This window comes from Sphingomonas sp. P2_B6, from assembly GCF_056404755.1.
The window spans coordinates 41,309-67,043 of sequence record NZ_JBFUDK010000019.1 but is presented as its reverse complement, the minus strand read 5'-3'; the positions used below and the strand labels follow the sequence as shown (position 1 = coordinate 67,043).

The following is a 25,735-nucleotide window of genomic DNA, read 5'->3' as shown; positions in this document are numbered from 1 at the left end:
GCCGCTGCCCCACCCCTTTCCCCTCCCCTGAAGGGGAGGGGCTTATATTGAACGGACAAAGCCGGATCCGCCTCCAAGGACCTCACTCATGAGCACCACCCCACGCCGCTGGCCCGGCTACAACGCCATCTGGCGCTGGCATTTCTATGCCGGACTGTTCTGCATCCCGTTCGTGCTGTGGTTGGCGGTGACGGGATCAATCTATCTGTTCCGCCCGCAGATCGAGACACTGATCGACCGGCCCTATGCCCATCTCGACATCACCGGCCCCCGCGCCACCGCCGCGCAGCAGGCCGCCGCCGCGGTGCGCGCGGTGCCGGGGTCAGTGCTCCACCGCTATCAGTTGCCGGACACGCCCGACCAGGCCGTGCAGGTGATCGTCGGCGCGGGGGCGCAGGAGACGCGGGTCTATGTCCATCCGCAGTCGCTCGCCGTGCTGAAGACGGTCGACGAGGACCAGCGGCTGATGCGCATCGTGTTCCGCCTGCATGGCGAGCTGCTCGCGGGCACCGCGGGCTCCTATCTGGTGGAATTGGCGGCCTCCTGGGCGATCGTGATGATCCTGTCGGGCCTGTTCCTGTGGTGGCCGCGTGGCGGCGGGCTGGGCGGTGTGCTCTATCCACGGCTGCGATCCGGCGGGCGGCGCTTCTGGCGCGACCTGCACGGCGTTACCGGTTTCTGGGTCTCGGCGCTGGCGCTGTTCATGCTGCTGTCGGGCCTGCCCTGGGCGAAGAGCTGGGGCGGGTATCTCAAGACGATCCGGACCGTCGCCGAAGGCCAGATGGTGAAGCAGGACTGGACGACGGGGAGCGCCGGTGAGCTGAAGGCACCTGCCACCGCCGATGCCGGCACCCGCGCGATGATGGGCGAGCATGCCGAACATGGCGGCATGGCGATGGCGCATCCGATGGGTTCCTACGCCCCGCTCGACCGGCTGATCGCGACCGTCACCCCGCTCAACCTCGCCGCGCCGGTGCTGATCGCCCCGCCGACCGGCATGGGGGAGCCCTGGACCGCCAAGTCGGACGCGGCCAACCGGCCGATGCGCACCGACCTGACGCTCGACGGCGCGAGCGGCGCGGTGCTCTCCCGCAGCGACTTCGCCCAGCGCCGGCTGATCGACCGGATGGTGGGGTACGGCGTCGCGGTGCATGAGGGGCAATTGTTCGGCTGGCTCAACCAGCTGATGAACCTCGCCACCGCGCTCGGGCTGATCCTGCTTTCGGTCAGCAGCGTGGTGATGTGGTGGCGCCGGCGACCGGGCGACGTGCTCGGCGCCCCGCCCGCGCTGGCGCCGCGCGCCGTCGCGATCGGGTTCGTCGTGCTGCTGGTCGGGCTCGGCCTGTTCCTGCCGCTGCTCGGCGTGACCCTGGTTGCGGTGCTGCTGGCCGAACGCCTGGTCCTGCGGCACCTGCCGGGGGCGCGGCACTGGCTCGGGCTGAGACCGGCATAAACCGCTTGTCGAATCGATATTTCGGCGATATTCGAAATATAGAAGCAAGAGGAGACCCGCGATGAAGCGCCTGCATCTGCATATCAGCGTGCCCGAGATCGAACCGGCGATCGGTTTCTACACCACCCTGTTCGGCGCAGCGCCGATCGTGGTGCAGCCCGATTATGCCAAATGGATGCTCGAGGACCCGCGGGTGAATCTCGCCATCTCGTCGCGCGCCCGCGCTACCGGGGTCGACCATGTTGGCATCCAGGTCGACAGCGCCGACGAACTGGGCGAACTCGCGACGCGGCTCAAGGCAGCGGGCGAGACGACGTTCGACCAGGAAGCGACCACCTGCTGCTACGCCAAATCCGACAAGAGCTGGGTGACCGACACCGCCGGCGTGCGCTGGGAGAGTTTCTTCACGCATGGCGGCGCGACCTCCTATGGCGAGGACGAAGTCATCCCAGCCTCTGCTCCCGCAAAGGCTTGTTGCTGATGCAGTTGCCCGTCGCCGTCGAGGCGCTGTCCGCCCTTGCCCATGCCAGCCGCCTCGCCGTCTTCCGCCTGCTGGTGCGGGCCGGTCCCGAGGGCATGGCGGCGGGCGATATCGCGCGCGAGGTCGGCGCGCTGCCCAATACCTTGTCGAGCCACCTCACCATCCTCGGCCATGCCGGGCTGATCCGGTCGCGGCGCGACGGCCGATCGGTGATCTATTCGGCGGATTATGAGGGCATGCGCGGCCTGCTCGGTTTCCTGATCGAGGATTGCTGTGCCGGCCGGCCGGAGATCTGCGCGCCCCTGCCCGATTTAGCGCAACCCAGCTGCTGCGCGTGACAGCGGCGCGCCGCCTCGCGGCGGAAGGCCTGGGCACGGCGCTGCTGCTCGCGATCGTCGTGGGGTCGGGCATCATGGGTGCGCGGCTGGCCGGCGGCAACATGGCCATCGCCTTGCTCGCCAACTCGATTGCGACCGGGGCGGGGCTGGTGGTACTGATCCAGATGCTCGGGCCGGTGTCGGGCGCGCATTTCAACCCGGCGGTGACGCTCGTGGTGCTGCTGCGGCGGGGCATCGCGGCGCGCATGGCCGGCCTTTATGTCGCGGCCCAGCTTGCCGGCGGCGCGGTCGGCGTCTGGACCGCGCATGCGATGTTCGCCGAGCCGCTGCTGCAGGTCTCGACCAGGCTGCGCGACGGCCCGGCCCAGGGTTTTTCGGAAGCCGTCGCGACCTTCGGCCTGATCGGTACGATCCTCGCCACGCAGCGGGCGCGGCCCGAGGCGACGCCGATGGCGGTCGGCCTCTACATCACCGCTGCCTATTGGTTCACGGCCTCGACCAGCTTCGCCAACCCCGCCGTAACGGTGGCGCGCAGCCTGTCGGACAGCTTCGCCGGCATCGCCCCTGGATCGGTGCCATTGTTCATCGCCTGCCAGATCGCCGGCGCCCTGGCGGCGGCGATCGTCTTCGGCTGGCTGCTCGAGGAGAGTCCCCAATGAGCGAATTTCCCGTCACCATCTATCACAACCCCGATTGCGGCACGTCGCGCAACGCGCTGGCGATGATCGAGGCGGCCGGTCACAGTCCCGTCGTGATCGACTATCGTCGCACCGGCTGGACCCGCGCCCAGCTCGACGGCCTGCTCGCCGCGATGCAGGCCACCCCGCGCGACCTGCTGCGCGACAAGGGCACGCCCGCCGCCGAGCTTGGCCTGCTCGACCCGGCGGTGCCGGACGAGGCGATCCTGGGGGCGATGCTGCGCGACCCGATCCTGGTGAACCGCCCGATCGTGGTGACGCCCAAGGGCACGAAACTGTGCCGCCCGTCCGAGACGGTACTGGCGCTGCTCGACCAGACGCCGGCCTGAGGCTGCGGGTGCCATGATCGTGTCCATTATGGAGGAAAAGTTCGGCGATTCGTCCATCTCAGGCCACTGGAATTCTCCCGATCGCCAAACAAAGGCTGTATAACGAAAGTCTTTCTTCGCCCTGATACCAATCATATCCGGCATATCGAAGAGGAACGAAAGTAACGCAACGCGCCCTTCACGGGCATCAACAGGCCCGTGGAGTCCCGAATCGGGTATGATACCCGTTGCACGCCCCTTCATATCGCTGCATCGAAGGGAAAAGAGGGCCCATGTTCATGCGTATCCATTGCCAGCCGATTCGGTCGGCCAGTTCCTGCCCCGGTTCCTGCCAGCGTCGGTTCATCCCGGCATGAGCGCCACCTATCGTGGCGCCGCGGGCCAGGCCGAAGCCGATCTCGCCGAACTGATCCGCGCCGCGCTCGCCATGGCCGATGAGATGGGCCTGATCGCGGTCGGGCTCAGGCTCGATCAGGCGCTGATCGACCTGACCGGCGAAGGGTCGATGCCCGACATGGACGCCGATGCGCTCGACGATCTCGCGCCGCCCGATGGCTTTCACAGCACGGGCGAGGACGGCAATGGCGAAAACGCCCGGCTGATCTGAGCGGGGCGAGATGTCCGCTCAGGGAGACGTCAAATCCTTCACCATCCTGCGCATCGCGTCGTCCAGCCGTTCCGCGCAACGCGGCACTGGATAGGCAGCGCAGTCAGTATTACGGATTGCCAGCGCGTCATGGAAACCATCATCTCACGGCGTCAGCTTGAAATATGAACGGACCGAACATGGAGCTATAGAATGCCGTGAGGGGCGTCCATTTTCCTCTTCGCGTCATTTCGGTCATCTCCCAAGTAACGACCTCGTCGCGGGAGTAGAGACATCCACTGGATCATACATATAGCGTAATACATCGACGCTTCATCCCTCGTCGCAGGATCGAACCGCGCGGGCAGTGCGGCTTAGTCCCGCTCCTCCGGATCCTCCGGTGGCGGGCAATCCGGCGGCGCTTTGTCGCGCCACCGCCTGATCTGCAATGTCTTGCCGTCCGTGATGTACGCGGTGCCGTTCTTCCAATTATGGTCCGCAAACGCGACGACCGCTGGGCGCCCGCCGATGGAACAAAATTTCGACTCCAGCTCGGTGAGGCGAGCATAAAAGACAAGGGTGACGCGCCCCTTCGAAATGCCGCCCGAGGCGGCTCGTTCCGCAACCTGCGTGACCACATAGAGGGAGTGGCCGATATTGGGGCCGCCGGGTTGCAACTGGTCATAGTGGTCGACGCCGCAATCATCGCTTTCCAAACCGCAGAGGCCGCTGCCAGTATGGGACCAACCGCCCTTCAGCGGTGCCCAATCGTTCGGCACGATATCGCCGACCTGGGGAATGGGCCGCGCCGGCAATGGCACTTCCTGCACCTCTTCCTTCGCTCGATCCGCCCCGGCGCCATTTGCTGCATCCGCCACCGTTACGGGCTGGCGCGCCGCGGCGGATGTGACCACCTGACCGGGGGCGGGCGATGCGCGACCTTGGGAGCCATCGGGCGCGGCACGTGGAGGCTTCTCGTCGCCGCACGCCGCAAGCGCGAGTAACGCCACGACGCTACCCAAACCAATCCACTGGCGCCCCATCTGCCCCACTCCGCGTCTGATTCGACCCATCTGTACTACAAATGTTCCAGCCATTCCATAAGCGGCGGGGCTGGAATATGGTTCAGGAGGTGGCTAGGCTTGGCGGCAAAAGATTTGAATCGACCCTAGTTGTTGCCGCCGATCAGGTCGCCCAGCCCGCCCAGCACCGATCCCTCGCCGCGATTCTGGCCACCGCGGCTGCCCGCCGCCGCCAGCATGCGCCCGGCCAGGCGCGAGAAGGGCAGAGACTGGATCCACACATGCCCCGGCCCGGTCAGCCGCGCGAAGAACAGGCCTTCGCCGCCGAACAGCGCGCTGCGCACGCCGCCGGCCGCGACCAGATCGAAATCCACGCCCGGCGTATAGGCAGCGAGACAGCCGGTATCGACATGGAGCTGCTCGCCCGGCGCGAGCTGGCGTTCGACCACGGTGCCGCCCATCTGGACGAACACCCAGCCATCGCCGTCGAGCCGCTGCATGATAAAGCCTTCGCCGCCGAACAGGCCGGTCATCATGCGCCGCTGGAACTCGATGCCGATCGACACGCCCTTGGCGGCCGCGAGGAAGCTGTCTTTCTGGCAGATCAGCCGCCCGCCATAATCGGACAGCTTCAGCGGCAGGATCGCGCCCGGGGTGGGCGAGGCGAAGGCGACGCGCGCCTTGCCCGAGCCATTATGGGTGAAGACGGTGGTGAACAGGCTCTCGCCCGTGACCAGCCTCTTGCCCGCGCCGAGCAGCTTGCCCATGAAGCCGCCGCCGCTATCCCCGCTGCCATCGCCGAACACCGTGGTCATGCCGACCGCGGCATCCTTCCACACCAGCGCGCCAGCCTCCGCCACCGCGCTCTCGCCGGGATCGAGCTCGATCTCGAGGAACTGCAGTTCCTGGCCCTTGATTTCGAAATCGATGTCGTCGGCAATGCCGGCGCTGCGGTGATGCGCCCAGGGGCTGGGATTGGTCATGGCAAAGGCTCCCGATGGTTGGCGCGGAGCCTAGCCGGGAAGCATCACGATTCGCCACTGCGTTGCCGCCCTATTGCTAAAGCCGGCTCAGCTCTTCCCGTTCGCGATCGATATCGGCCTGCGCCTCGCGCACCGCGAGCACGTCGAACGCCGGCGCCTGACCGGGCTCCTCGGCTGCCTTGCGCACGATCGCGACCAGTCGCGGTTCGCCGCTCAGCAACAGCGTCGCCGTGCCTTCCTCCGCGCCACCGAAAATCATGTAGCGCCCCGCCAGGATCGCCTTTTGCGCACCGTCCCGCAAATCAGGTGCGACCTCCGGCCGGAACGCGACCGTGACGGCCGCCTTCCGTTTGAAAACCTTCCTCATTCTCCCCCCTCGGAGCCCCTACTCCGAGCGCCAATATAGGTCCTAAACGGTATTTAAAGCAAACCGCGAAAGGGCCGAACGGGAAATAAAGTCGCAAGCGTTCCGCCCTCGCCCCGCGCTTGAGATAGCGGTAAATGGGCGGATATGGGTCCGAATTGGACTTGGTTGGTCGCGCCCGGGTCAGCGTGGGAACGCGGCCCGCGCCCGTTGATAGGCCGGCCGTTCCGCCAGCCGCGCGCGCCACGCCTCGAGCGGTGCGGGGATCTCGCCGCCCAGCGCCGCCCGCCACATGCCGAGCGCCGGCGCCACCGCGATATCGGCGAGCGTGATGTCGTCGCCGACCAGGAACGCCCGGTCGCCGAGCACCGCGGCGACATAGGCAAGACCGCTCGCCACACTCCCCTCTCCCAGACGCACCGACCAGTTGGTCTTGTCCGCCTCGGGCGCCCCGAACTTCGCCGCCATCAGCGCGTTCATCGTGCCGCCGATCGCGCTTTCGGCGAAGACGGTGAACTGAAGCACCCGCGCCAGCGCCGCGGGAGCGCGCGGCAGCAGCGGCGTCGGGCCGTAGCACTCGGCGAGATAGAGCATGATCGCGACGGATTCGCCCAGGCCGACGCCGCCCTCGTCCTCGAGGAACGGCACTGACCCCGGCGGATATTTCGCGCGATAGTCGGGCGGCGTCGGATAGGTCAGCGAGACCGGCGTATAGGCCAGCCCCATTTCCTCGCATTGCCACGCGACGCGAAGCCCACGCGCGCCGCCGGCGAAATTGTAGATGGTGATCATGGTGGTACTCCTTGGTGCTGTCGGTCTACCAACATCTCTCTTCCGTTCGTGCTGAGCTTGTCGAAGCACTGTTCTTTCTCTCGACGAAGGGGGAAGAACAGTCGTTGAGCTTCGCTCGCCGTCGGCCCGACAAGCTCAGGACGAACGGGAGGGTTATGCCCCCTTCGCCACCTTCCCATCCGCCTTCGCGAACGCCCTGAGCGCATCCTTTCCGTTCCACCGCGCCGCCCGGTCCTGCGAGGCGGCCAGCCGCGCCGCCGTCTCCCGCGCCTCGGCCTGCAATGCCGCGCTCGCCTTCAGGCCGATCGCCCGCAGCGCCCAGTTGACACCCTTCTTCACGAAATTGCGATCGTCGGTCGCGTACGCCTCGATCAGCGCCAGCCCGCGCCGATAGTCGGCATCCCCGCCCCGACGGTGGATCGCGCAGCACGCCAGCAGCGCGAACGCGGCGCGGCGCCCGAATTCGTCGTTCAGCCCGGCCCAGTCGTCGATCTTCGCAAAGGCCCAGGGCACCCGGTCGAACAGCCTGGCGCAGACCGTGTCGACGATCCCCCAATTGTCGAAATCCATGCGCCAGGCATCCATCTGCGCCGGCCTCACCTGGCCGGGGTCGTCGACCATGCAGGCGACCATCCGCGCTTCGTACCACCCTGTTTCCCACAGAGCGGCGGCCAGCGCGTGATCGGGGTAGAGCGGTTTCGCGATTGCCTGGAGTGCCGCCATCGGCACGCCCATCGCCTTGTCGGTGTGGATGCCGAAACGGGGGCCCATCTCGTCCCGGACCCGCGCCGACGCCGCGCCTTGCAGCGCGCGCATCACCGCCTCTACCCGTTCCGACATGACCCCCGCCGTCATGGTCAGCCGACCTTCTGCTCGTCCGCGATCTCCTGAATGCGGTCGTAGCTCATCGCCATGCCGTCGGCCATGCCGGAGCGCAGCGCCCCATCCCTGATCTCGCTGGTCGGGAAGACCATGGTCAGGGTCAGCAAGGTGCCCCCGCCTTCCTCGCTCAGCACCATGGTGTTGACCGAGGCGCCGTCGAATCCCTGCATGCGCTCCGTGGTGACGAGCCGCCCGGGCGCGGCGATCTCGATATGCTCGCCCTGCGAGACGAGCTCGCGCCCGTCCGCGTTACGCCAGACATAGCGATATCCGCCGCCCACGCTCAGATCGATCTCGCACACCGGCATGGTCCAGCCGGGCGGGCCGAGCATCCAGCGCTGCATCAGTTCGGGCCTGGTATGGCAATCCCAGATCAGGCTGCGCGGTGCATCGAAGCGGCGCTTGACCACGATCTCGCGGTCGGACGGGGTCGTCACGTCAACGGGGGTCGGCATCACGTCACTCCTTGGGCTTATCGGTGGTTTTCAGCTCGGCGAGCAGGGCGTCGAGCCGCTCGTAATTGCCCTCCCAGATCGAGCGGTAGCGCTCGATCCAGGCATTGGCTTCCTTCAGCGGCCCCGCCTCGATCCGGCACGGCCGGCGCTGCGCGTCGCGCCCGCGCCGGATCAGCCCGGCATGTTCGAGCACTTTCAGATGCTTCGAGATGGCCGGCTGGCTCATCGCGAACGGATGAGCGAGCTCGCCCACCGTCGCCTCCCCCGTCGCCAGCCGCGCGAGGATCGCGCGGCGGGTCGGATCGGCCAGGGCGGCAAAGGTGGCGTCGAGATGCTGCGGCGTCATTTGTTCTATAACCTGTCAGTTCAATAACTGATTAGTTATATACATCGCCACAGGTAGTCAAGTGGCTGTCGGTTACGCGTGTTTCACCGCGGGCCGCGACTTGCTAAGGCGCCCTCCCCGACTCCTGAGGAGATCATCGTGCAGATCGCGGTCCTGACGTTCGACGGATTCAACGAGCTCGACTCGTTCGTCGCGGCCGCCATCCTCAACCGGCTGCGCGCGAAGGGCTGGGCGGCGCACATCACCTGCCCGACCGAGGAAGTGACCTCGATGAACGGCGTGACCGTCCGCCGCCAAAGGCCGCTCGACTTCGCCGCCGAGGCCGATGCGGTGCTGATCGGCAGCGGCATCAGGACGCGCGAGATCGCCGCCGATCCGGAGATGCTGTCGCGCATCGCGCTCGACCCGGCGCGCCAGCTGATCGGGGCGCAATGCTCCGGCACCTTGCTGCTCGCCAAGCTCGGCCTGGTCGGCACCCTACCCGCCTGCACCGATCTCACCACCAGGCCCTGGGTGATCGAGGCCGGTGTCGAGGTGCTCGACGCGCCGTTCGTGGCGCACGGCAATGTCGCGACGGCGGGCGGATGCCTCGCCGCGCAATATCTCGCGACCTGGATGATCGCGCGCGGCGCCGGCATGGCCGATGCCGAAGCGGCGATGCATTATGTCGCGCCGGTCGGGCAGAAGGACGAGTATGTCAGGCGGGCACTGGCGGTGGTCGGCCCGTTCCTGCCCGGAGCCACGCAAATCGCGGCGTGACGCCGGTTCGGGGCGTGCGGAAGGTTGCGCGACGGCCTGATGAGCGCCCGCGACATGCTCACGCCGCAATTGAAGGCGAGCTTTCCCCATGGTCAGTGGGAGGGCGTCGCCTTGAGATCATTCATCGCGGCAGCATCGGCGCTGCTCCTGGTCGGCGCCTCCGCCCCGGCGACGGAACGCGTCGTCCCCGGCGACGGCGTGGTGAACGTGACGATCAACGGCGCCCCCGGAAAGCTCAGGATCGATCCCGCGGCACCGGGCCTGTTGCTGATGACGGCCGATTATGCGGCGCGCGCCGACCTGAAGGGTGGCGGCGTGCTCGGTTTCGGGGTCGCCTATGTCATCGGCACGGAACGCGTCATCGGGCGCACTCAAGTGACGCGGATCGATTGGGGGCAACGCACCGAAAAGAACCGTGTCGGATGGACGCCGCGACCCTTTGCCGAAGGCGCCGATGCGGCGATCGGCCCGGCCGGCGTGCCCGAGGAGATCGTGCGCTTCGACCTTCGGCCGCCCCGGCCGGGCGAACGCATGGTCACGCTCCCCATGACCGGCAATGGCCTGTTCGGCGGGTGGTTCGTCAGCACGGCGACGATCGCGGTCGGCGGTGAGCCGCTCCGGGTCGGCTTCGACCCGCGCCAGCCGCGCAGCATCGCCAATGCCGGCGCGGGCAAGCGCCTCGCCGCCCTGTTCGGTGGCACCTTGTCGGGCGAGGCCACCCCCGCGATCATCGCGTTCGGCATCGCCCGCCCGGTCCGCACGCTGACGCTCGACCGCCCCTTCCCGATCGGCCATCTCCAGCTGAGCACGCTCGCTATGCGGGTCGCGGACGGCGGGAGCACCAGGGACATCCCCGAGGCCGATGCCCCGAAGAGCGATCCCGATGAAGTGGTGGTGGTCGCCAAGGGCAAGCACGACCCGAAACGCGACCGGCTCATGTTGGGCGCTGACGCGCTGTCCGGCTGCTCGTCGATCCTGTTCGACAAGCCCGCGCAACAGATCCGCCTGTCCTGTTCGTGACTCAATCAAAAAGGGGTCAGAGTGATTTTTCGTTAAATCACTTCTGACCCCTTTTCCAGGACCATTCAGGCATAGCGGCGCGAGGCGAAGAGCAGCCACAGGCTCTTGCCGATCTTGAACCCCAGCGAGATCATCGTGATGAGCAGCACCCAGGCCGTGATCACGCCGATGCCGGTCGCCGTACCCTGCAGGGTGTGGCCGAGGCCGTGCATGCCGCGCAGTGCCTCGACGCTGACCAGGGTGACGTTTCGACCGACCGGGACGTCGACGCCCGCCCGGCTCAGGATGAACCAGGTGCCGGCATTGAGGATCGTCCAGGCCAGCGCAATGCCGACCAACGCGACCGGTATCTGCAGCGCGGCGCGCAGCCGGACCGCGGCGGGCTGCAAGACGCCGACCGCGTCGACCGCCACCTGCACCAGCACATAGACGAGGATCGGCAGATAAAGCTCGGCCCAGATCGGCGCGCCCGCGACCGTCACCGTGCCGCCGTCGAGATCGTAGCGCGCGAGACCCGGGATGTGCAGCAGGCCGGCCCACCAGGCAGCGAACACCAACCCACCGATCAGCGAGAAAAAGGCGTCCGATCCCGGCCAGCCGCGCAGCTTCTTCACCCGTGGTCCCGGCGCTGGGCGCTCTTCGGGTGCCCGCATTCCTGCACTGCCACGGGGAGAATCCTCCGGCTCGTCCCGATCGGCCTTCTTCGCCGACGCATCGATGCCGAGATGCTTCGCCCAGCGCGCCGGATCGCCGAACTTCAATATCTCCAGATCCTTGACCCGCCAGGTGTCGAGATAGGGCGGCCGCAGCCCGAAATGCTCGCAGATTGCGCCCGCCAGCGTCACCAGGCCGATCACCGTCAGCCCGGCGCCGAACAGGCCGTGAAAGGATTGCGCGACGGCCTGCCCCGCATCGAGCGGGCTGCCGACCAGCTTCAGCATCATGGTCAGGGCATAAACCGCCGCCATGATCAGCAGCCCCGCCTTCACCGCGAACAGCCAATAGGGGAAGAGCTCGGGCCCGATCAGCATCTGCGGCCCCTTGCGATAGCGCGCCGCCACGACGAGCGGATGGCCCATCGCGCGCAACACCTCCTCGCGCTCCTCGTCGGTCAGCGGCCGGCCAAGCGCTTCCTCGCGCTCCTCGAACTGCGACAGCAGGGTGTCGCGCAGTTCGGCCACGATGTCGTCGGCGGCGTCGCGCGGCAGCTGCGCCGCGACCGCGTCGAGATAGGTTTCGAGCATGTCCATGTCAGGGCCTTTCGCCGGAGAGGGGAAGGATCTTGTCGAGCGAGGCGTTGATGCCGCGCCATTCGGTGGTGAGCGCGGCGAGCATCGCGACGCCCATCGGCGACAGGCGATAGAAGCGCTTCCTGCGCTTCTCCTCCTCGCGCCATTCGCTGTGGAGCAGCCCCTGCGTCTCCAGCCGGCGAAGCAGCGGATAGAGGGTGCTTTCCTCCATCTCGAGCCCGTCGGCAGCCAGCGCCTGGCGCAGCGTATAGCCGTACCGCTCCTCGGTAAGCCGGGCGAGCACCGCCAGCACCAGCGATCCGCGGCGGAGTTCCATCCGCATGGATTCGAACAGATCGGGGTCGATGGTCATCTACATGCTGCCTGACATACACTATGTGATATACAGTGTATGTCACATAGCGTGATAATGAGTCAAGCGGAGTCGGCTTTTTTGGGAGGACGGCAATGAGGGCCGAACGCAAAGGACCATTTCGGCCGATTTTCTGCTGCTCTTGTCGGCAAACATGACAAATTTGTCATGTTTGCGTCACCTGGTGAGGATTGAGACATATGGCGTCGTCTATGCAGTCCGTCCCGACGCCATATTTTTGTGTCTTATTCGGCCCTATATGCGCTTGCGGCCCGAATTCGGTTCATCTGGCGTCAATCTTGGCACGACGAGCGGTTAGGCGATCGAGATATTAGGGCTGTAACGGTCCTATTATGGGCCTGTTGCGACGGCCATTTACACTGACCGCCCCGCCCAGGCTCAGACAGAACCCGACTTTCGACCCCATCGGCAGCCTCGCCTACCGGCGATTTATTGCAAGAGTCCGTGTCGAGGCATGACGATCCGCTCCCCTATGATGCGGTGTCCAGGACCCGAAAGGCCGTTGGGAGTCCGACGCCAGCACACATGTCCCTTTTGTAAGGAAATGTTGCTGAGCCATTCCCCAATGGCGACAGGCTGAGATGAAAATGAGGCCGTTTTATTTGATTATTACGGCATCTGCTTATGACCGTTTCTGGTCCATGCCATGCCGTTTCATCACATGGCGCGCATAGGCCCGGTTCGGATTAACTAACAGATTTCGTGGCTTTTCAGGCACGTCGTCTCCCGAAAAAACTGGCCGGCACTACACATTCTTTACAGCGCCCGCTGCCCGGTTTCATTGCCGCTCCATCATGTCTCGGGGGGCCGGGATGCATGGTCCCAGAGACTTGAAAACATAAGTCCGCTCGAGGCGGCGCGATCGCGCGCCGGCTGCGGAATCAGTGAGGAGCTTTCTCTGTGATCAATGCCACTCCCTCCCTGCGCAAAGCCAGGTTGCTTGCGGGTGCCGCCACGGCAGCCGCCTTCCTGTCGCTGACCGCGACGCCCGCCTTCGCGCAGGACGCCCCTGCCACCGGCCAGACCGACCAGGCTGCCGATACCGGCGGCGCGGACATCGTCGTCACCGGCACGCTGTTCCGCCGCACCGACACGGAGACGCCTTCGCCCGTCACCGTGCTGACCGCGGACGACATCGCGAAGCGCGGCATCACCACGGTGCAGGGCGCTATCCAGACGCTCGCCGCCAATAACGGCCCGGCGCTGACCAACAGCTTCACCGCGAACGGCGCGTTCGCCGGCGGTGCGTCGTCGGTGTCGCTGCGCGGCCTCACCACCTCGTCCACGCTGGTGCTGTTCGACGGCCTGCGCGCCGCTTATTACCCGCTGGCTGACGACGGCACGCGCAACTTCGTTGACCTGAACACCATCCCCGACGAGATCGTCGAGCGCGTCGACGTGCTGAAGGACGGTGCCTCGTCGACCTATGGCGCGGACGCCGTCGCCGGCGTGGTCAACATCATCACCAAGAAGGAGATCAAGGGTCTCCACGCCGCCGCCGAGGCCGGCGTGAGCCAGCGCGGCGACGCGGCCAACCATCGCCTGAGCGCGACCTTCGGTTATGGCGACCTGAGCGAGCAGGGCTATAACGTCTATGTCAGCGGCCATTATCTGGACCAGTCTGCGCTGTACAATCGCGACCGCGACTATCCGTTCAACACCGACGACCAGACCCGCCTCTGCCATGCCGGCGTCTGCGGCCCGAACAACATCGCGAACGGCGTCACCAACGGCATCTATAACGGCCTGTCGACCGCGCCCGACGCGTTCATCGTCCGCCCCTATGATGCGACCAACACCACCGCGCTCGGCCGCTATCAGCTGCTCAACGGCTGCGGCAACCTGACGTCCTACACGCTGACGGACACCGAGTACGCCAACAACCCGACCGCGCCGCGCACCGTCTGCCAGCAGGACGTCACGCATGATTACGGCCAGATCGAGCCGGAGATGCACCGCTATGGCGGCTCCGCCCATCTGACCGCGAACGTGCTGGGCGGCAGCGAGCTGACCGCCGAGTTCAATTACGAGCACAGCTATTCGGCCTATACCGGCCTCGCCAGCATCTTCCGGGCCAACGCTCCGGCGGGCATCGACTTCCCGGCCTACAGCACCTCGGCCGGCGCGACTGTCATCACCCTGCCGGTCTATATCTGCGCGCGCGGCACCACCGCCGCCTGCACCGCCGCCAACGGCACCCTGAACCCGAACAACCCGTTCGCGGCACAGGGCCAGGTGGCACGCATCGCCGGCCGCCTGCCGACCAGCATCGAGTTCAATTCGTCGCAGAGCGACGTGTTCCGCGGGGCGCTTGGCCTGCACGGCACGTTCGGTGGCGACTGGAACTATGCGATCGACGGTACCGCGATGATCAGCAAGCTGAAGACGACGGCCAAGGGCTATGTCTATATCCAGCATCTGCTCGATGAAGTGGCCGATGGCTCGTACAACTTCGTGCATCCGGAACAGACCAGCCAGGCGGCGCTCGACTATCTGACGCCGACCCAGATCAACCACCAGAACTCGCATCTCTACCAGATCCAGGGCACCGTCTCGAGGGACTTCTTCCAGCTGCCCGGCGGTCCGCTGCAGGTTGCCGTCGGTGGCGCCTTCCGTCACGAATCGCTGTACGATCCCAGCGGCAACCCGGACTATGCCGGCCCGACCGAGCGCTATTTCCGCCTGAACGCCTTTGGCGCGACCGGCAAGCGCGAGGTCGAATCGGGCTATTTCGAAATCAACGCGCCGGTGCTCGACATTCTCGAGATCAACGGTTCGGGCCGGTACGACCATTACAGCAGCGGCCAGAGCAACTTCTCGCCGAAGATCGGCGCCAAGTTCACGCCGATCAAGCAGCTCGCGATCCGCGGCACCTTCTCGAAGGGCTTCCGTATCCCGAGCTTCGCCGAATCCGGCGCGCTGCCGACCTCGGGCTATGTCACCGTCACGCCGGGCAACCTGCCGACCAGCTTCAGCAGCCAGCATCTGACGCCGACCGGCCAGTTCAACAACTACCTCACCACCTACAGCATCGGCGAGACCACGGTCGGCAACCCGAATCTGAAGGCGGAGAAGTCGCGCAACTTCACCGTCGGCGCGGTGTTCGAGCCGGTCCACAACATCAGCTTCACGGTCGATTATTACAACATCCAGAAGACCAACGCGATCACCGCGGTGAACTTCCAGTCGGCGATCGACAACTACTACGCGACCGGCGAGCTGAGCTATAACGGCGTGACGATCATCCAGGATGAGGCCGACGTCGATCATCCGAACGCGCAGAAGCGTGTTGCCTTTGCGCAGGGCAGCTTCATCAACGCCAACAAGATCCACACCTCGGGCCTCGATTTCGGCGCGCGCGGCGTGTTCAACCTTGGCTCCAACGTGAAGTTCACCACGGATGCCGAGGCGACCTATATCATCGACCTCAACACCAGCTTCCCGGACGGCCATACCGAGCATTATGCGGGCACGCTGGGCAACTTCAACCTGACTGCCGGCTCGGGCACGCAGCGCTGGCGCGGCAACTGGCAGAACACGCTGGACGTCGGACCCTGGTCGCTGACCGCAACCGCCTATTACACCAGCGGTTACGATTATTCGGCCGAGGATCAGGGCGGCACCGCCGGCGATTGCAGCCTCGTCCCGACCAACCTGGACGGCGAAGCCTATCAGGCGTGCAACGTGAAGTCGTTCGTCTCGGTCGACCTGCACGGGCAGGTCAAGGTCGCCGATCGCTTCACGCTCTATGCGGACGTGATGAACGTTGCCGACCGCAAGGCATCGATCGATGCGACGACTTATGGCGCGTATCTGTACAACCCGGTGGTGTCGGAAGCCGGCATCCTGGGCCGTTCGTTCCGCGTCGGCGCGAAGGTCGACTTCTAAGCAATTCCGGGGACGGGCGGTGCCGCGCTGGCGCCGCCCCAACCGGTCCGGATCACGATCGCTTCGGCCGTTCCTCTAGACTGGCCAGCCGAAGCGGCCGCGATGCGCAGGAGGGCAACCTCACCCTGCGTTGACGTTCAGCCGATTCCCTCGATGGATGTCAGCGCAGGATTGCGTAAAACTGAGTGCCCGGGCCTCGCGGTCCGGGCATTTTTTGCGCGTCTGATCGAAACGATGCCGGCGCGATGACGGCTTCGGTACTTTACGTAGTGCAACGGTCCCCGGGCGCTGCGATAACGCGCTGATGTCTCGGTTGCCGCTCCATCCCGAACGCCACACCGTCTCGCGCGTCGGTTGGCTGCGCGCGGCCGTGCTTGGCGCCAATGACGGTATCGTCTCTACCGGCAGCCTGATCGTCGGCATTGCCGCTTCCTCTGCGGCCAGGCCGGAGATTCTGCTGGCCGGCATCGCGTCTCTCGTCGCCGGCGCGATGTCGATGGCGGCAGGCGAATATGTCTCGGTCAGCTCCCAGGCCGATAGCGAAAAGGCCGACCTTACCCGCGAAAGCGGGGAACTTCGCGATCAGCCCGGCTTCGAGCGCGAGGAACTGGCCGGCATCTATGTCGCGCGGGGTCTTACCCCGGCGCTCGCAGGGCAGGTCGCGGACCAGCTGATGGCAAGGGACGCGCTCGGCGCCCATGCCCGTGACGAACTCGGCATTTCGGAGGTTTCGACGGCGCGGCCGTTACAGGCGGCGTTCACCTCCGCCGCGACGTTCAGCGTCGGGGCCGCCGCGCCACTGTTGGCGGTGACGGTCGCGCCGGCCGGCTCGATCATCGCGCTCGTCACCGGCGTGTCGCTGCTGTGCCTGGCCCTGCTCGGCGCGCTGGGGGCCAGGGCGGGCGGTGCGCCAGTGATGCGGTCGGTGCTGCGAGTCTTTTTCTGGGGCGCCCTCGCCATGGCGTTGACCGCCGGCATCGGCAAGCTCGTCGGCACCGCAGTCTAAGCGATCGCGGCGCTGGTCGCACGGCCGCGATAAGCGCACGTGTCGGCGCGGCAATACCGCGCCGGGATGTCGCATCGGCGCGCGGCCGAACGCGGCGGAGCCCCTCACATCTCCGGCGGCGGGGGCGAAACGACACCTCCGCGCGGCACATCGGCGCCCGCCGCCCACACGATGCCGTTCAGCAGGAACCGCCGATAGTCCGCGAACCCGTGCATATTGTCGTGGAAGTCGGACCCGCCCCACACGAATGCCCGCCCGCCGTCCGGCCGTTCATAGGCCCAGGAGATCGGGTCCGGCCCGCCATTCTTGGGATCCTTGGGCATGCCCGACAGCAGTTCGGTCCGCTTCGGATTGGTGAACAGGAAATAGCGCGAATACATCTCGTCGCGGAACGTCCAGGGCTTCACCCCGCTCAGGACCGGGTGTTTCGGCGCCAGCGGCTTCACCGCCCAGGTGTCGACCGGATTGTGCGAGGCATAGGGGATCCACGTCCCGCCCAGCCAGTCGAGCACATAGGCCCGCCCCGCCCAGTTATCGATCCACATCGTGTAGTGGAACATGACGACGCCGATATGCTTGCGCTTGATCAGCTCGTCGAAGCTCTTCAGCCAGGCAGTCGCCTCGGCGTCATAGACGCGGCCATTGGTGTCCTGCGCCTGCGGAAAGAGCATGCCCGTTTCGCGCTTGAGCCAGTCGCCATTGCCATCGATCACGATGACGGCGGCATCCTCGTAAACGCTCAGGTCGCGCGGCGGCCGGCCGACGATCACTTCGGTCTTCAGGCCCTTCAGATTGCCCGCATGATCGATCGACCAGGCGAGTTCGCGCAGGTCCTTCTCATATTCGTGCCGGCCGGGCGGGCCATGTTCCTTGGGGCCGGCGAGGAACAGGATCTTCTTGGGCGGCGCTGCCTCCGCCTGGGCCAGCGCGGCGGGCGCCGCGTCCCCGCTCGCGGCGAGCAAAACCAGCGCTACGAACCCCGCCGCGCTGCCGATCGAACGACCGACACGGATCACCACCGACTTCAGCATGCCCTCTCCCCCGATGCGCCAGCCCCGGCTTCGGGATCAGGCAATCAAATATACTATATGATTCGTCCAGCAACCTAGCTGGGTCGGTGGCACAATGAAACAGGGCTTTCTGCGACTGGCGCCTGTCATTCCTCGGGCTTGGCCGATCAGCGCTGGCGCTTTAATCGCGCCGTAAAGAACCGCACCACCTCCGCGTCGAACTGCGCATGGAAGGTGACCCGGTCGAAGCCCGGCGCGCTCCGGCACAGTTGCGGCATGGCGGTCTGGTCGGCGCAGGGGGCGAGGAAATCGAAATGGCCGGCACCGGGCACGGCGTGGAACTCCGGCGCGGTGGGCAGGGCCGCCCGCACCGCATCCGCATAAAAGGGCGCGGGCAGGATCTGGTCGTCATCCGCCCGCCAGAGCTGCACCGGCACGCGCACCTCGGCCAGCCCGGCGCGATCGAAGGCGAAACCCAGCGCCGGCGCAGCGGCGACGACCGCCTTGATGCGCGAATCGCGCATAACCGGCCAGGCGCCGGCCATGGTGCGCGGCTGCGTCTTCAGCAGCGTGCACACGAAGAAGGCCGGATGCTGCGCGCAATGATCCGCCAGGCGCGTCAGGTCGGGCCGCCCGCCTGCCGCGGCGAGGACGGTGAACCCGCCGGACGAAAAGCCGAACGCGCCGACCCGCGCCGGATCGATCGAAGCATGCCCCGGCCACGCGCCCAGCATGTACGAAATAAGGGCGCTGACCGCGACCGGGCGTTCCTCGACCCGGGTGGCCCGGCTGTTGTCGCGCCAATTGTCGCCGGGATGCGTCAGCGCCGCGACGATGAAGCCGGCGCGGGCCAGCGCCACGGCGGTATCGACATGGCCGGAAAAATCGCCGCCTGTGCCATGCGACATGACGATCAACGGATGTCGATCGCTCGGCACCTTGCTGTCGGCAACCACCTCCTGCGCAAACAGCCCGAGCCGCTGCCAGGAGGGGGTACCCGACGCCGGATACCAGATGCCGACTTCCATCCCGTCGGCGGTGGTCCGCCGTTCGAAACCGGCCTGTACCGGCTGGGCATGGGCCGCCGGAATGGCGAGCGGCAGGAGCGAGGACAGGAAAAGGGCGGCAAAGGCGAGGCGCAACGACATGGCAATCTCCATCAGGGGTGCGGCGCTGATGGGCATGTCGCAACACCCGGCGAAAGCCGCGTTTCGCGAATGGGCGAATGGGTTCGCGGATCGGCGAACGGGCTTTGCCCGCCGTCACCGTCGCGGTAGAACGCCCGCATGATATTTCCCGCGATCCGCGAGCGTCTTGCCGGCGGGACAGTCCTGTCCGTGCTGCGCTGGATCGGTATCGCGATCGTCGCCGGCTGCATCCTGGCGGCGCTGGGCCCGTTCGGCAGCTATGCGAATGGCGGCCCCGTCCAGCGCACGGGTTACTGGATCGCCTCGGTACTGCTGGCCTTGATGCTCTACGGCGCCGGGTTCCGGTTCGTCACCTCGTTCGCGCGCGCGGGGTCCCTCACATGGTGGCTTTCGCTGATCGCCGCGACCTTGCTGCTCAGCATACCCGAAGCCATCGCGACACGGACGGTCGCCTTCTGGCTGTGGCCCGAGCTCAGCCGGTTCGGGCCGTCCTGGCTGCTCTGGTTCACCCAGACGACGACGATCGGGCTGATCGCAATGGTCGGCGCCGCGTTCATCACGCGTCGCCCACCGCCCGATCCGGTTTCCCCGCCGCTCCTCGATTCAACCCCGGGCCCGCTGGGCAGGGACGTGCTCGCGCTGCAAATGGAGGATCATTACGTCCGGGTGCACCGGCCGAGCGGATCGGAGCTGATCCTGATGCCCCTCGCCCGCGCGATCGAGGCCATGGAGACCGACGGCCTGCGGACGCATCGCTCCTGGTGGGTTGCTGGCCATGCGGTGCAAAAAGTGGAAGGGAACGCCCGATCGATGCGGCTCCACCTCTCGAACGGGGTGATCGCCCCGGTGGCACGCTCCGCCGTCATCCATCTCAAAGCCGCGGGATGGATTGGCGATGAGGAACGCGACGGCTTGCGGGTAGAGACGGTTCCTCCGCGCTGACGGACGCGGCAATATCAGAGAGGGCCGGCCTCTGGATTCTCGTCGCCTAGCCGGTCCGCCCAGTCCGCGGCAAACCGCTCGCTCCATTCGGCAAGAACGCCGTAGAATATATCGCTTTCGAGCCAGATTTCTTCGACGGAATTGGCAGTCTCCACCGGGCACTCCAGGTTCTGGAAGGCGATCAGGCGAACTTTTTCCCTAACATCGAACTGCAGGATGTAGCTGCCGTCGTCAAAGGCCGCGTCTCCATCCGGCGCCCATGGGACCTTGACGTCATAAAGATCGTCGGTGAACGCCGATTTTGTACGAGAAAAATAATCGATCCGCGTGGTTTCTCGGTATCTGGCGTCGAGATAGGCCTCGGCAATCAACGGAGCGCCAATCTCCAGCAGATACGAAACTCGATGCGTGCCGCGCCGATCAAGGCGCCTTAGTACTTCATCAAACGAACACGCCAGCATCGTCGCGTCGGTTCCTGCACGCCATATGTTTTGCCCCGGATATGGACCACGAAATAGCCCAGCGCCAGCAGGCCAAGAGAGGGATAGGCTTTCGTGATCGAGCTTTCGATCGCGAACGAATTTCGATCACCGACAATCACGCTGCAATCCCCCGAACAACGCTCAGCTACCAGTTCGGGCGCCACCTGCCCACCACTGACCATCGGCATTGCTTGACAGTCACGGCACCGCCGCGCACGCCCATGCTGGGCCTTTCGTCTCCCAGTCGGGAAGAGCGGAGCACCCGAAGGTATTTTCCATGACGGCGCCTGGCCCCACACCGATCGTCCTGATTGTCGAGGACGAGATGGTCCTGCGCATGCGTGCGGTCGATATCGTCGAGGACGCCGGCTTCACCCCGATCGAGACCGTAAGCGCCGACGAAGCGATGCAGGTCCTCGAATCGCGCGACGATATCTCGCTGCTGTTCACCGACATTCAGATGCCGGGGAGCATGGACGGCCTGAAGCTCGCTCATGCGGTCCATTCGCGCTGGCCGCACATCAAGATCGTGCTGGTCTCCGGGCAGATCGCGGTGACGGATGCCGACAAGCCGGTCGACAGCCGGTTCTTCCCCAAGCCGCTCGAAATCCAGCAGATGATTCTCGAGCTCCAGAAAATGGTCGGCGCGGGTGTGCTGAAAGTCATGCCCGCCCTGATCGCCGCCGACGATCCCCTGACCGCGGAGAACAAGGAGCTTCGCCATCGCCTTCAGCAGGCAGGCATGGATGCCAAGGCCCTGCTCCTGAAGACCGTGCTCGATACCGAGAAGCAGCAACTGATCATCGACGAGAATCAGCCACTCAAGGATGCGCTCACCACCGAGAACGACAGCCTCAGGTTGGCGCTGGAGCAGGCCGGGATCGACGCCAGCGCCCTGCTCGTCCAGGCCGGCATCGAGGCCGAGGAACGCGAGGCGGCCGACAAGCTGCAGCACCTGATCCACGCGGAACTGCACCACCGGATCAAGAACATGCTCGCGACGGTGGGCGCGATCACCCATCAGAGCCTGCGCACCGCGCCCAGCATGGCGCATGCGAGCGCCGCGATCGACGGGCGTTTCGCGGCGCTCGCCCGTGTGCACGATCTGCTTACCCGGGTAAGCTGGGAAAACGCGACGATCGACAGCACCATCCGCAGCGCGATCGAGCCGTTCGACCAGGGCAGCGGTCGCTTCCGCGTCTCCGGCGAGGATATCCGCATCACGTCGAGGTCCGTGATCGCCTTTGCGATGACGCTGAACGAGCTTTGCACCAACACGACCAAGTTCGGCGCCCTGTCCGTTCCCGAAGGTCAGGTCCATCTCGCCTGGCGGGTCGATGGCGATCGCCTTCAATTCGAATGGGTGGAGACCGGCGGGCCGCTCGTCAGCGAGCCGACCCGCAAGAGTTTCGGCACGCGGATGATGACGTCGCTGGGCCAGCAGCTGAAGGGCCAGGTCGCGCTTGACTACAGGCCCAGCGGCTTCGTCTACACGATGGACGTGCCCCTCGACGCCGTGACCGTAAGCCGCAAAGCCGCGGAGCCGGAAGCGATGGCTGCGGCCTAGCCTCCCGCCAAAGAGACGCTGTTGCCCCCAGTCGCGGTTGCGTCGATCTGAATCATCGCATCGATGTCCGATCGGGCAAGCGCGTCCACCTATCCAGCGACATAGGCAGCAAGCTCGTCGGGCGTCCCGGTCGGGAATGCCTCTTTCAGGAAATCGAGAAAGGCGCCGACGCGCGCGCTGAGCAGCCGCCGCGACGGGTAGAGCGCCCATAGCCTGATCTCGGGCCCGCCCACGTCTCCCCATCTGGTCAGCGTGCCGGCCGCCAGATCATGGCTGACCAGCGAGATCGGCAGCCGGGCGGCGCCGACACCGGCCCGCACCGCATCGCGGACCATGATGAGCGACGACAGGCTGAGCACCGTCGCGACGCGGATGGTCTCGGGTCCGTTCGCGGTCTCGATCTCCCAGATCGCCGCCGTGTCGATCGATCCGCGCGCGACCGCCGGGACGGCTGACCCGTCAGCCGGTCGCACGAGGGTCGGGCTCGCGACCGCAACGAGCCGATCGCTCAGAAAGGCGCGGCCGACCAGCGTCTCGTCCGGGTCGGGATTGACCCGGATCACCAGGTCATAGCCCTCCTCGACCATGTCCACGGCGCGGTCCTCGGTCGTGATCTCGAGCCGGACATCGGGATATCGCAGCGCGAAACCCGCGGCCAGGCGCCCCATCGCGGTTTGCGAGAACAGCAAGGGCGCGCTGATCCGCAGCCTGCCCCTGGGCGTCTCCCCGCCTGAGGCGATCGCCGCCACCGTCTCGTCGAGCTCGGTGAGCAGCGCGCCCGACCGCTCGAACAGCGCGCGCCCCTCCTCGGTGAGCCGTAGATCGCGCGACCCACGCTCGAACAGGCGCAGGTCGAGGCTCGCCTCGAGATCGGCGACCCGGCGCGACAGCGTCGCCTTGGGGCGCCCGGTCGCCCGCGCCGCGCGGCCGAAGCCGCCATGCCGGGCAACGAGGTTGAAATCGGTGAGGGCGAGAAGGTCCATCCGTTCCACCAATGAGACGATGTGTCCAGATATAGCGACTATTGGCAGAAATATGGAACACTATTTCCAGGGTGCCGCTTCGGCAAAGCACAGGAGATACCTCATGACCATTCTCGTTACCGGCGCCACAGGCGCCATCGGCGGCCAGGTCGTCGAACAGCTCGTCAAGCGCGGTGCCGACGTCCGCGCGCTCGTCCGCGATCCCGCCAAGGCCAACCTCCCGGCGGGCGTCGCCATCGCTAGGGGCGACCTGTTCGACGTCGATGCCGTGCGCGACGCGCTTTCGGGCGTGTCCAGCTTGTTCCTGCTCAACGCGGTCGCGGCCGACGAATTCACCCAGGCGCTGGTCGCGCTCAACCTCGCGCGCGAGGCGGGCATTCAGCGGATCGTCTATCTSTCGGTGATCCACRSYGACSTSTATGTGAACGTGCCGCATTTCGCGGTSAAGTTCGSCGYCGAGCGSATGATCGAGCAGATGGGCCTCAACGCCACCATCCTGCGCCCCGCCTATTTCATCCAGAACGACCTCACCATCAAGGATGTGGTGACGGGGCACGGCGTGTACCCGATGCCGATCGGCGGCAAGGGCCTCGCCATGATCGACACGCGCGACATCGGCGAGATCGCGGCGCTCGAGCTGCTCCGCCGCCAGCGTTCCGCCACGCCGCTGCCGCTCGAGCGGTTCAATCTCGTCGGCCCCGACACGCTGACCGGTACGGCCGTCGCCGCGATCTGGTCTGACGTGCTGGGCCGCCCGGTCGTCTATCCGGGCGACGACACCGCCGGGTTCGAACAGAATCTCCGGCAACATCTGCCGAGCTGGACCGCGTTCGACATGCGGCTGATGGCCGAGCGCTTCCAGTCCGACGGCATGATCCCCGATGCCGGCGACGTCGAGCGTCTCACCGCGATGCTCGGCCGCCCGCTGCGCACGTACCGGGACTTCGCCGCCGAGAGCGCGGCTTGAAACCCCCGCCAGAAGGAACACGACCATGATGTATTCGACAGCCACCGTCCCGGTGAACCCGGCAGGCGAGATCCCCCTGACCCGCGACCAGGCCTGGAAGGGCCTGGTCCGCAAGGCTCGCGACGCGCGCCTGTTCCTCCCGCCGGGACTCTGCACACGCTGCGACGTGGTGGAGGAAAGCGCGACGCATTTCGTGCGCGACGCCACCATCGGCGGCCTCGACCTGCGCGAGATCATCACGCTCGAACCGGGGAGCAAGGTGACCTTCTTCCAGGCCAGCGGGCCGCGCGAGGGCGCGATCGTCAACGAACTGTTCGAAGACGACAGCGGCGCGCTGCTGCTGCTGCGCTTCTATTGCTATCTCGGCCTGCGCGGAAAGGCGCCCGACGGCCCGGAGGAACGGGCCGAGCAGGCGCAGTTCGACAGCGAGCAGGGCTATAAGGCGGCGCTATTGTCGACCTTGAAGCGAACCCGGGAGCTGCTCGCGGAAGATAGGCTGTAGGGGGCCCTATTCCCGCGCCTTGAGGAACGCCGTCAGCGCCGCGAAATAGCGTTGCTGGTCGTCATACATTGCCATGTGGCTGCCCTCCGGCATCAGCGCGAACTGGCCGTTGGGCAGCTTCTTCGCCATCGCCGCCATATAGGCCGGGTCCATCGTGTCGTAGCGCGCGCCGATGACGAGGGTTGGCGTCCTGATCTTCGCCAGGTCGGCGAAACGGTCCCAATTGACCAGGCGGCCGCTCGCGCCGAGTTCGCTCGGGCCCTGCATCAAGGTGTAGAGCTGCGTGTTGAGCTGCGCGAAGGAATGGTTGAGCGGTTCGGGCCATTCGGCCGCCGGGCGGCGCAGGATGTGCTGCTCGTAATGCAGCGGCACCAGGATTTCCATGTAGCGCGGGTTGGCCGTGTCGCCTTTCGCTTCCAGTGCCTTGACCTCGGCGAGCAGCTTCTGGTCCATCGCCGGCATCAGCGTCTTTTGCGCATAGGCGTTATAGGCCGGGATCGAGGCCATCATGTTCGACACGACCATGCATTTCAGGTTCGCCGGATATTTCAGCGCATATTCGATCGCGAGAATGCCGCCCCAGCTATGGCCGAGCACGCAGAAATTGTCCCTGGCCAGGCCCAGCGCGACGCGGACCTGCTCGACCTCGTCGACGAAGCGGTCGAGCGTCCACAGATCGGTGTCGGTCGGCTTATCGGACCGGCCCGAACCGAGCTGGTCGTAATAGATATATTCGATCCCCTCGCGCGGCAGGAAGCTGTCGAACGGCTCGAAATAATCATGCGTCGCGCCGGGGCCGCCATGGAGCAGCAGCACCGCCAGCTTGGGATTGTTGCCGACCCGCTTGGTCCAGACGTTGAACTCGCCCTTGGGCGTCTTGATCGGCACCATCCGCACGCCGCCGGACCATTGATCCGCCTTGCCGGTCGAATCGAGATAGGTGCGCGGCACGTCCTGCGCCGCCGCCGGAACGGCGACTGCCGCGGCCAGCGCGACCGCCCTGGCCATAACAAACTTCATCATGCTGCTCCTCGATGTCGTCGAAACGGTAACCAACCGGCGGGCTGACTCAGCCGCGCCGATGACGCCCGCGCCCTGATGATTTTCGT

29 protein-coding genes are annotated in these 25,735 nt (G+C 66.1%); 14 read left to right on the top strand and 15 right to left on the bottom strand.

All coding sequences use genetic code 11. The annotated features are described in order from the left end of the window. Window positions 1-88 precede the first annotated feature (88 nt). The 6 genes from AC1DX5_RS21065 to AC1DX5_RS21040 all read left to right on the top strand — a co-directional run bounded on the left by AC1DX5_RS21065 (window position 89) and on the right by AC1DX5_RS21040 (window position 3,906). Window positions 89-1,453 carry a PepSY-associated TM helix domain-containing protein gene (locus AC1DX5_RS21065; RefSeq protein ID WP_478017248.1) on the top strand — a complete coding sequence of 455 codons (1,365 nt, stop codon included), beginning with the start codon at window positions 89-91 and terminating at the stop codon, window positions 1,451-1,453. A 61-nt stretch (window positions 1,454-1,514) separates the two neighbouring features. Continuing rightward, entirely contained in the window at window positions 1,515-1,934 is a 420-nt protein-coding gene (locus tag AC1DX5_RS21060) for an ArsI/CadI family heavy metal resistance metalloenzyme (protein ID WP_465174674.1), read from the top strand. After that, window positions 1,934-2,272, top strand: coding sequence for an ArsR/SmtB family transcription factor (locus tag AC1DX5_RS21055; protein WP_465170456.1), 339 nt, complete (start codon window positions 1,934-1,936; stop codon window positions 2,270-2,272). The genes AC1DX5_RS21060 and AC1DX5_RS21055 overlap by 1 nt, the downstream gene beginning before the upstream one ends. Beyond that, window positions 2,269-2,931, top strand: coding sequence for an aquaporin (locus AC1DX5_RS21050; RefSeq protein ID WP_478017247.1), 663 nt, complete (start codon window positions 2,269-2,271; stop codon window positions 2,929-2,931). The genes AC1DX5_RS21055 and AC1DX5_RS21050 overlap by 4 nt, the downstream gene beginning before the upstream one ends. Continuing rightward, window positions 2,928-3,299, top strand: coding sequence for an arsenate reductase (glutaredoxin) (arsC, locus tag AC1DX5_RS21045; RefSeq protein WP_478017246.1), 372 nt, complete (start codon window positions 2,928-2,930; stop codon window positions 3,297-3,299). Before AC1DX5_RS21050 ends, arsC begins: the two co-directional genes overlap by 4 nt. 289 nt (window positions 3,300-3,588) lie before the next feature. After that, window positions 3,589-3,906 carry a hypothetical protein gene (locus AC1DX5_RS21040; protein WP_478017245.1) on the top strand — a complete coding sequence of 106 codons (318 nt, stop codon included), beginning with the start codon at window positions 3,589-3,591 and terminating at the stop codon, window positions 3,904-3,906. 353 nt (window positions 3,907-4,259) lie between these two features. Here the strand turns inward: AC1DX5_RS21040 and AC1DX5_RS21035 are convergent, their stop codons facing one another. The 7 genes from AC1DX5_RS21035 to AC1DX5_RS21005 form a co-directional block, all read right to left on the bottom strand. Further along, the gene (locus AC1DX5_RS21035; RefSeq protein WP_478017244.1) at window positions 4,260-4,928 is read right to left on the bottom strand and encodes a hypothetical protein; all 669 of its coding nucleotides are present in this window, start codon (window positions 4,926-4,928) and stop codon (window positions 4,260-4,262) included. Window positions 4,929-5,053: 125 nt separating this feature from the next. After that, window positions 5,054-5,890: a TIGR00266 family protein gene (locus AC1DX5_RS21030; RefSeq protein WP_465174679.1), complete on the bottom strand. Its 837-nt coding sequence runs from the start codon at window positions 5,888-5,890 to the stop codon at window positions 5,054-5,056. A gap of 76 nt (window positions 5,891-5,966) precedes the next feature. After that, window positions 5,967-6,257 carry a hypothetical protein gene (locus AC1DX5_RS21025; RefSeq protein WP_465170462.1) on the bottom strand — a complete coding sequence of 97 codons (291 nt, stop codon included), beginning with the start codon at window positions 6,255-6,257 and terminating at the stop codon, window positions 5,967-5,969. A gap of 180 nt (window positions 6,258-6,437) precedes the next feature. Further along, the gene (locus tag AC1DX5_RS21020; protein WP_478017243.1) at window positions 6,438-7,046 is read right to left on the bottom strand and encodes a glutathione S-transferase family protein; all 609 of its coding nucleotides are present in this window, start codon (window positions 7,044-7,046) and stop codon (window positions 6,438-6,440) included. A gap of 153 nt (window positions 7,047-7,199) precedes the next feature. Further along, on the bottom strand, window positions 7,200-7,886 hold the full coding sequence (locus tag AC1DX5_RS21015; protein ID WP_478017242.1) for a DNA alkylation repair protein: 687 nt from the start codon (window positions 7,884-7,886) through the stop codon (window positions 7,200-7,202). A 17-nt stretch (window positions 7,887-7,903) separates the two neighbouring features. Then, window positions 7,904-8,383 carry an SRPBCC family protein gene (locus tag AC1DX5_RS21010; protein WP_465174684.1) on the bottom strand — a complete coding sequence of 160 codons (480 nt, stop codon included), beginning with the start codon at window positions 8,381-8,383 and terminating at the stop codon, window positions 7,904-7,906. 4 nt (window positions 8,384-8,387) lie between these two features. Then, complete coding sequence (locus tag AC1DX5_RS21005) at window positions 8,388-8,729, bottom strand: ArsR/SmtB family transcription factor (RefSeq protein ID WP_465170466.1); 342 nt, start codon at window positions 8,727-8,729, stop codon at window positions 8,388-8,390. A gap of 138 nt (window positions 8,730-8,867) precedes the next feature. On the opposite strand from AC1DX5_RS21005, the gene AC1DX5_RS21000 reads away from it, so the two are divergent. Both AC1DX5_RS21000 and AC1DX5_RS20995 read left to right on the top strand, forming a co-directional pair. Continuing rightward, window positions 8,868-9,488 carry a DJ-1/PfpI family protein gene (locus tag AC1DX5_RS21000; RefSeq protein ID WP_465174687.1) on the top strand — a complete coding sequence of 207 codons (621 nt, stop codon included), beginning with the start codon at window positions 8,868-8,870 and terminating at the stop codon, window positions 9,486-9,488. 39 nt (window positions 9,489-9,527) lie between these two features. Next, window positions 9,528-10,508 (top strand): hypothetical protein, encoded by a 981-nt coding sequence (locus AC1DX5_RS20995; protein ID WP_478017241.1) that lies wholly within the window; start codon window positions 9,528-9,530, stop codon window positions 10,506-10,508. A 65-nt stretch (window positions 10,509-10,573) separates the two neighbouring features. Here the strand turns inward: AC1DX5_RS20995 and AC1DX5_RS20990 are convergent, their stop codons facing one another. Continuing rightward, entirely contained in the window at window positions 10,574-11,758 is a 1,185-nt protein-coding gene (locus AC1DX5_RS20990; protein WP_478017240.1) for an HAAS signaling domain-containing protein, read from the bottom strand. Window position 11,759: 1 nt separating this feature from the next. Continuing rightward, a complete protein-coding gene (locus tag AC1DX5_RS20985) occupies window positions 11,760-12,110 on the bottom strand; it encodes a PadR family transcriptional regulator (RefSeq protein ID WP_465170470.1) in 351 nt (116 codons plus the stop codon). Between the two features lie 921 nt (window positions 12,111-13,031). Here AC1DX5_RS20985 and AC1DX5_RS20980 point away from each other — a divergent pair. Both AC1DX5_RS20980 and AC1DX5_RS20975 read left to right on the top strand, forming a co-directional pair. Further along, window positions 13,032-16,019 (top strand): TonB-dependent receptor plug domain-containing protein, encoded by a 2,988-nt coding sequence (locus AC1DX5_RS20980; protein ID WP_478017239.1) that lies wholly within the window; start codon window positions 13,032-13,034, stop codon window positions 16,017-16,019. A 304-nt stretch (window positions 16,020-16,323) separates the two neighbouring features. Beyond that, window positions 16,324-17,025: a VIT1/CCC1 transporter family protein gene (locus AC1DX5_RS20975; protein ID WP_465170472.1), complete on the top strand. Its 702-nt coding sequence runs from the start codon at window positions 16,324-16,326 to the stop codon at window positions 17,023-17,025. Window positions 17,026-17,129: 104 nt separating this feature from the next. Here the strand turns inward: AC1DX5_RS20975 and AC1DX5_RS20970 are convergent, their stop codons facing one another. Continuing rightward, the gene (locus AC1DX5_RS20970) at window positions 17,130-18,056 is read right to left on the bottom strand and encodes a ThuA domain-containing protein (RefSeq protein WP_478017238.1); all 927 of its coding nucleotides are present in this window, start codon (window positions 18,054-18,056) and stop codon (window positions 17,130-17,132) included. 146 nt (window positions 18,057-18,202) lie between these two features. Continuing rightward, window positions 18,203-19,183, bottom strand: a complete 981-nt coding sequence (locus AC1DX5_RS20965; protein ID WP_478017237.1) for an alpha/beta hydrolase family protein — start codon at window positions 19,181-19,183, stop codon at window positions 18,203-18,205. A 138-nt stretch (window positions 19,184-19,321) separates the two neighbouring features. On the opposite strand from AC1DX5_RS20965, the gene AC1DX5_RS20960 reads away from it, so the two are divergent. Then, the gene (locus AC1DX5_RS20960) at window positions 19,322-20,125 is read left to right on the top strand and encodes a LytTR family DNA-binding domain-containing protein (RefSeq protein WP_478017236.1); all 804 of its coding nucleotides are present in this window, start codon (window positions 19,322-19,324) and stop codon (window positions 20,123-20,125) included. A 14-nt stretch (window positions 20,126-20,139) separates the two neighbouring features. On the opposite strand, the gene AC1DX5_RS20955 is transcribed toward AC1DX5_RS20960, so the two are convergent. Both AC1DX5_RS20955 and AC1DX5_RS20950 read right to left on the bottom strand, forming a co-directional pair. Beyond that, complete coding sequence (locus AC1DX5_RS20955; protein WP_478017235.1) at window positions 20,140-20,586, bottom strand: hypothetical protein; 447 nt, start codon at window positions 20,584-20,586, stop codon at window positions 20,140-20,142. Further along, the gene (locus AC1DX5_RS20950) at window positions 20,556-20,795 is read right to left on the bottom strand and encodes a hypothetical protein (RefSeq protein ID WP_478017234.1); all 240 of its coding nucleotides are present in this window, start codon (window positions 20,793-20,795) and stop codon (window positions 20,556-20,558) included. The genes AC1DX5_RS20955 and AC1DX5_RS20950 overlap by 31 nt, the downstream gene beginning before the upstream one ends. Window positions 20,796-20,884: 89 nt before the next feature. On the opposite strand from AC1DX5_RS20950, the gene AC1DX5_RS20945 reads away from it, so the two are divergent. Continuing rightward, a complete protein-coding gene (locus tag AC1DX5_RS20945) occupies window positions 20,885-22,174 on the top strand; it encodes an HWE histidine kinase domain-containing protein (protein WP_478017233.1) in 1,290 nt (429 codons plus the stop codon). An 89-nt stretch (window positions 22,175-22,263) separates the two neighbouring features. On the opposite strand, the gene AC1DX5_RS20940 is transcribed toward AC1DX5_RS20945, so the two are convergent. Beyond that, the gene (locus tag AC1DX5_RS20940) at window positions 22,264-23,157 is read right to left on the bottom strand and encodes a LysR family transcriptional regulator (RefSeq protein WP_478017232.1); all 894 of its coding nucleotides are present in this window, start codon (window positions 23,155-23,157) and stop codon (window positions 22,264-22,266) included. 103 nt (window positions 23,158-23,260) lie between these two features. Between AC1DX5_RS20940 and AC1DX5_RS20935 the strand changes: the two genes are divergently transcribed. Together AC1DX5_RS20935 and AC1DX5_RS20930 are read left to right on the top strand one after the other, a co-directional pair. Continuing rightward, window positions 23,261-24,124 carry an SDR family oxidoreductase gene (locus AC1DX5_RS20935; RefSeq protein ID WP_478017231.1) on the top strand — a complete coding sequence of 288 codons (864 nt, stop codon included), beginning with the start codon at window positions 23,261-23,263 and terminating at the stop codon, window positions 24,122-24,124. A 25-nt stretch (window positions 24,125-24,149) separates the two neighbouring features. Beyond that, window positions 24,150-24,626, top strand: a complete 477-nt coding sequence (locus AC1DX5_RS20930) for an SRPBCC family protein (protein WP_478017230.1) — start codon at window positions 24,150-24,152, stop codon at window positions 24,624-24,626. A 6-nt stretch (window positions 24,627-24,632) separates the two neighbouring features. Here AC1DX5_RS20930 and AC1DX5_RS20925 read toward each other — a convergent pair whose 3' ends face one another. Next, the gene (locus tag AC1DX5_RS20925) at window positions 24,633-25,649 is read right to left on the bottom strand and encodes a proline iminopeptidase-family hydrolase (RefSeq protein WP_478017229.1); all 1,017 of its coding nucleotides are present in this window, start codon (window positions 25,647-25,649) and stop codon (window positions 24,633-24,635) included. Between the last annotated feature and the right edge of the window lie 86 nt (window positions 25,650-25,735).

Excerpts from the sequence above, each read along its gene's own strand:
- AC1DX5_RS21065 (WP_478017248.1), top strand. The coding sequence starts at position 89 with ATGAGCACCACCCCACGCCGCTGGCCCGGCTACAACGCCATCTGGCGC.
- AC1DX5_RS21060 (WP_465174674.1), top strand. The coding sequence starts at position 1,515 with ATGAAGCGCCTGCATCTGCATATCAGCGTGCCCGAGATCGAACCGGCG.
- AC1DX5_RS21055 (WP_465170456.1), top strand. The coding sequence starts at position 1,934 with ATGCAGTTGCCCGTCGCCGTCGAGGCGCTGTCCGCCCTTGCCCATGCC.
- arsC (WP_478017246.1), top strand. The coding sequence starts at position 2,928 with ATGAGCGAATTTCCCGTCACCATCTATCACAACCCCGATTGCGGCACG.
- AC1DX5_RS21035 (WP_478017244.1), bottom strand. The coding sequence starts at position 4,928 with ATGGGGCGCCAGTGGATTGGTTTGGGTAGCGTCGTGGCGTTACTCGCG.
- AC1DX5_RS21030 (WP_465174679.1), bottom strand. The coding sequence starts at position 5,890 with ATGACCAATCCCAGCCCCTGGGCGCATCACCGCAGCGCCGGCATTGCC.
- AC1DX5_RS21025 (WP_465170462.1), bottom strand. The coding sequence starts at position 6,257 with ATGAGGAAGGTTTTCAAACGGAAGGCGGCCGTCACGGTCGCGTTCCGG.
- AC1DX5_RS21020 (WP_478017243.1), bottom strand. The coding sequence starts at position 7,046 with ATGATCACCATCTACAATTTCGCCGGCGGCGCGCGTGGGCTTCGCGTC.
- AC1DX5_RS21015 (WP_478017242.1), bottom strand. The coding sequence starts at position 7,886 with ATGTCGGAACGGGTAGAGGCGGTGATGCGCGCGCTGCAAGGCGCGGCG.
- AC1DX5_RS21010 (WP_465174684.1), bottom strand. The coding sequence starts at position 8,383 with ATGCCGACCCCCGTTGACGTGACGACCCCGTCCGACCGCGAGATCGTG.
- AC1DX5_RS21005 (WP_465170466.1), bottom strand. The coding sequence starts at position 8,729 with ATGACGCCGCAGCATCTCGACGCCACCTTTGCCGCCCTGGCCGATCCG.
- AC1DX5_RS20995 (WP_478017241.1), top strand. The coding sequence starts at position 9,528 with ATGAGCGCCCGCGACATGCTCACGCCGCAATTGAAGGCGAGCTTTCCC.
- AC1DX5_RS20990 (WP_478017240.1), bottom strand. The coding sequence starts at position 11,758 with ATGGACATGCTCGAAACCTATCTCGACGCGGTCGCGGCGCAGCTGCCG.
- AC1DX5_RS20985 (WP_465170470.1), bottom strand. The coding sequence starts at position 12,110 with ATGACCATCGACCCCGATCTGTTCGAATCCATGCGGATGGAACTCCGC.
- AC1DX5_RS20975 (WP_465170472.1), top strand. The coding sequence starts at position 16,324 with ATGTCTCGGTTGCCGCTCCATCCCGAACGCCACACCGTCTCGCGCGTC.
- AC1DX5_RS20970 (WP_478017238.1), bottom strand. The coding sequence starts at position 18,056 with ATGCTGAAGTCGGTGGTGATCCGTGTCGGTCGTTCGATCGGCAGCGCG.
- AC1DX5_RS20965 (WP_478017237.1), bottom strand. The coding sequence starts at position 19,183 with ATGTCGTTGCGCCTCGCCTTTGCCGCCCTTTTCCTGTCCTCGCTCCTG.
- AC1DX5_RS20960 (WP_478017236.1), top strand. The coding sequence starts at position 19,322 with ATGATATTTCCCGCGATCCGCGAGCGTCTTGCCGGCGGGACAGTCCTG.
- AC1DX5_RS20955 (WP_478017235.1), bottom strand. The coding sequence starts at position 20,586 with ATGCTGGCGTGTTCGTTTGATGAAGTACTAAGGCGCCTTGATCGGCGC.
- AC1DX5_RS20950 (WP_478017234.1), bottom strand. The coding sequence starts at position 20,795 with ATGCCGATGGTCAGTGGTGGGCAGGTGGCGCCCGAACTGGTAGCTGAG.
- AC1DX5_RS20945 (WP_478017233.1), top strand. The coding sequence starts at position 20,885 with ATGACGGCGCCTGGCCCCACACCGATCGTCCTGATTGTCGAGGACGAG.
- AC1DX5_RS20940 (WP_478017232.1), bottom strand. The coding sequence starts at position 23,157 with ATGGACCTTCTCGCCCTCACCGATTTCAACCTCGTTGCCCGGCATGGC.
- AC1DX5_RS20930 (WP_478017230.1), top strand. The coding sequence starts at position 24,150 with ATGATGTATTCGACAGCCACCGTCCCGGTGAACCCGGCAGGCGAGATC.
- AC1DX5_RS20925 (WP_478017229.1), bottom strand. The coding sequence starts at position 25,649 with ATGATGAAGTTTGTTATGGCCAGGGCGGTCGCGCTGGCCGCGGCAGTC.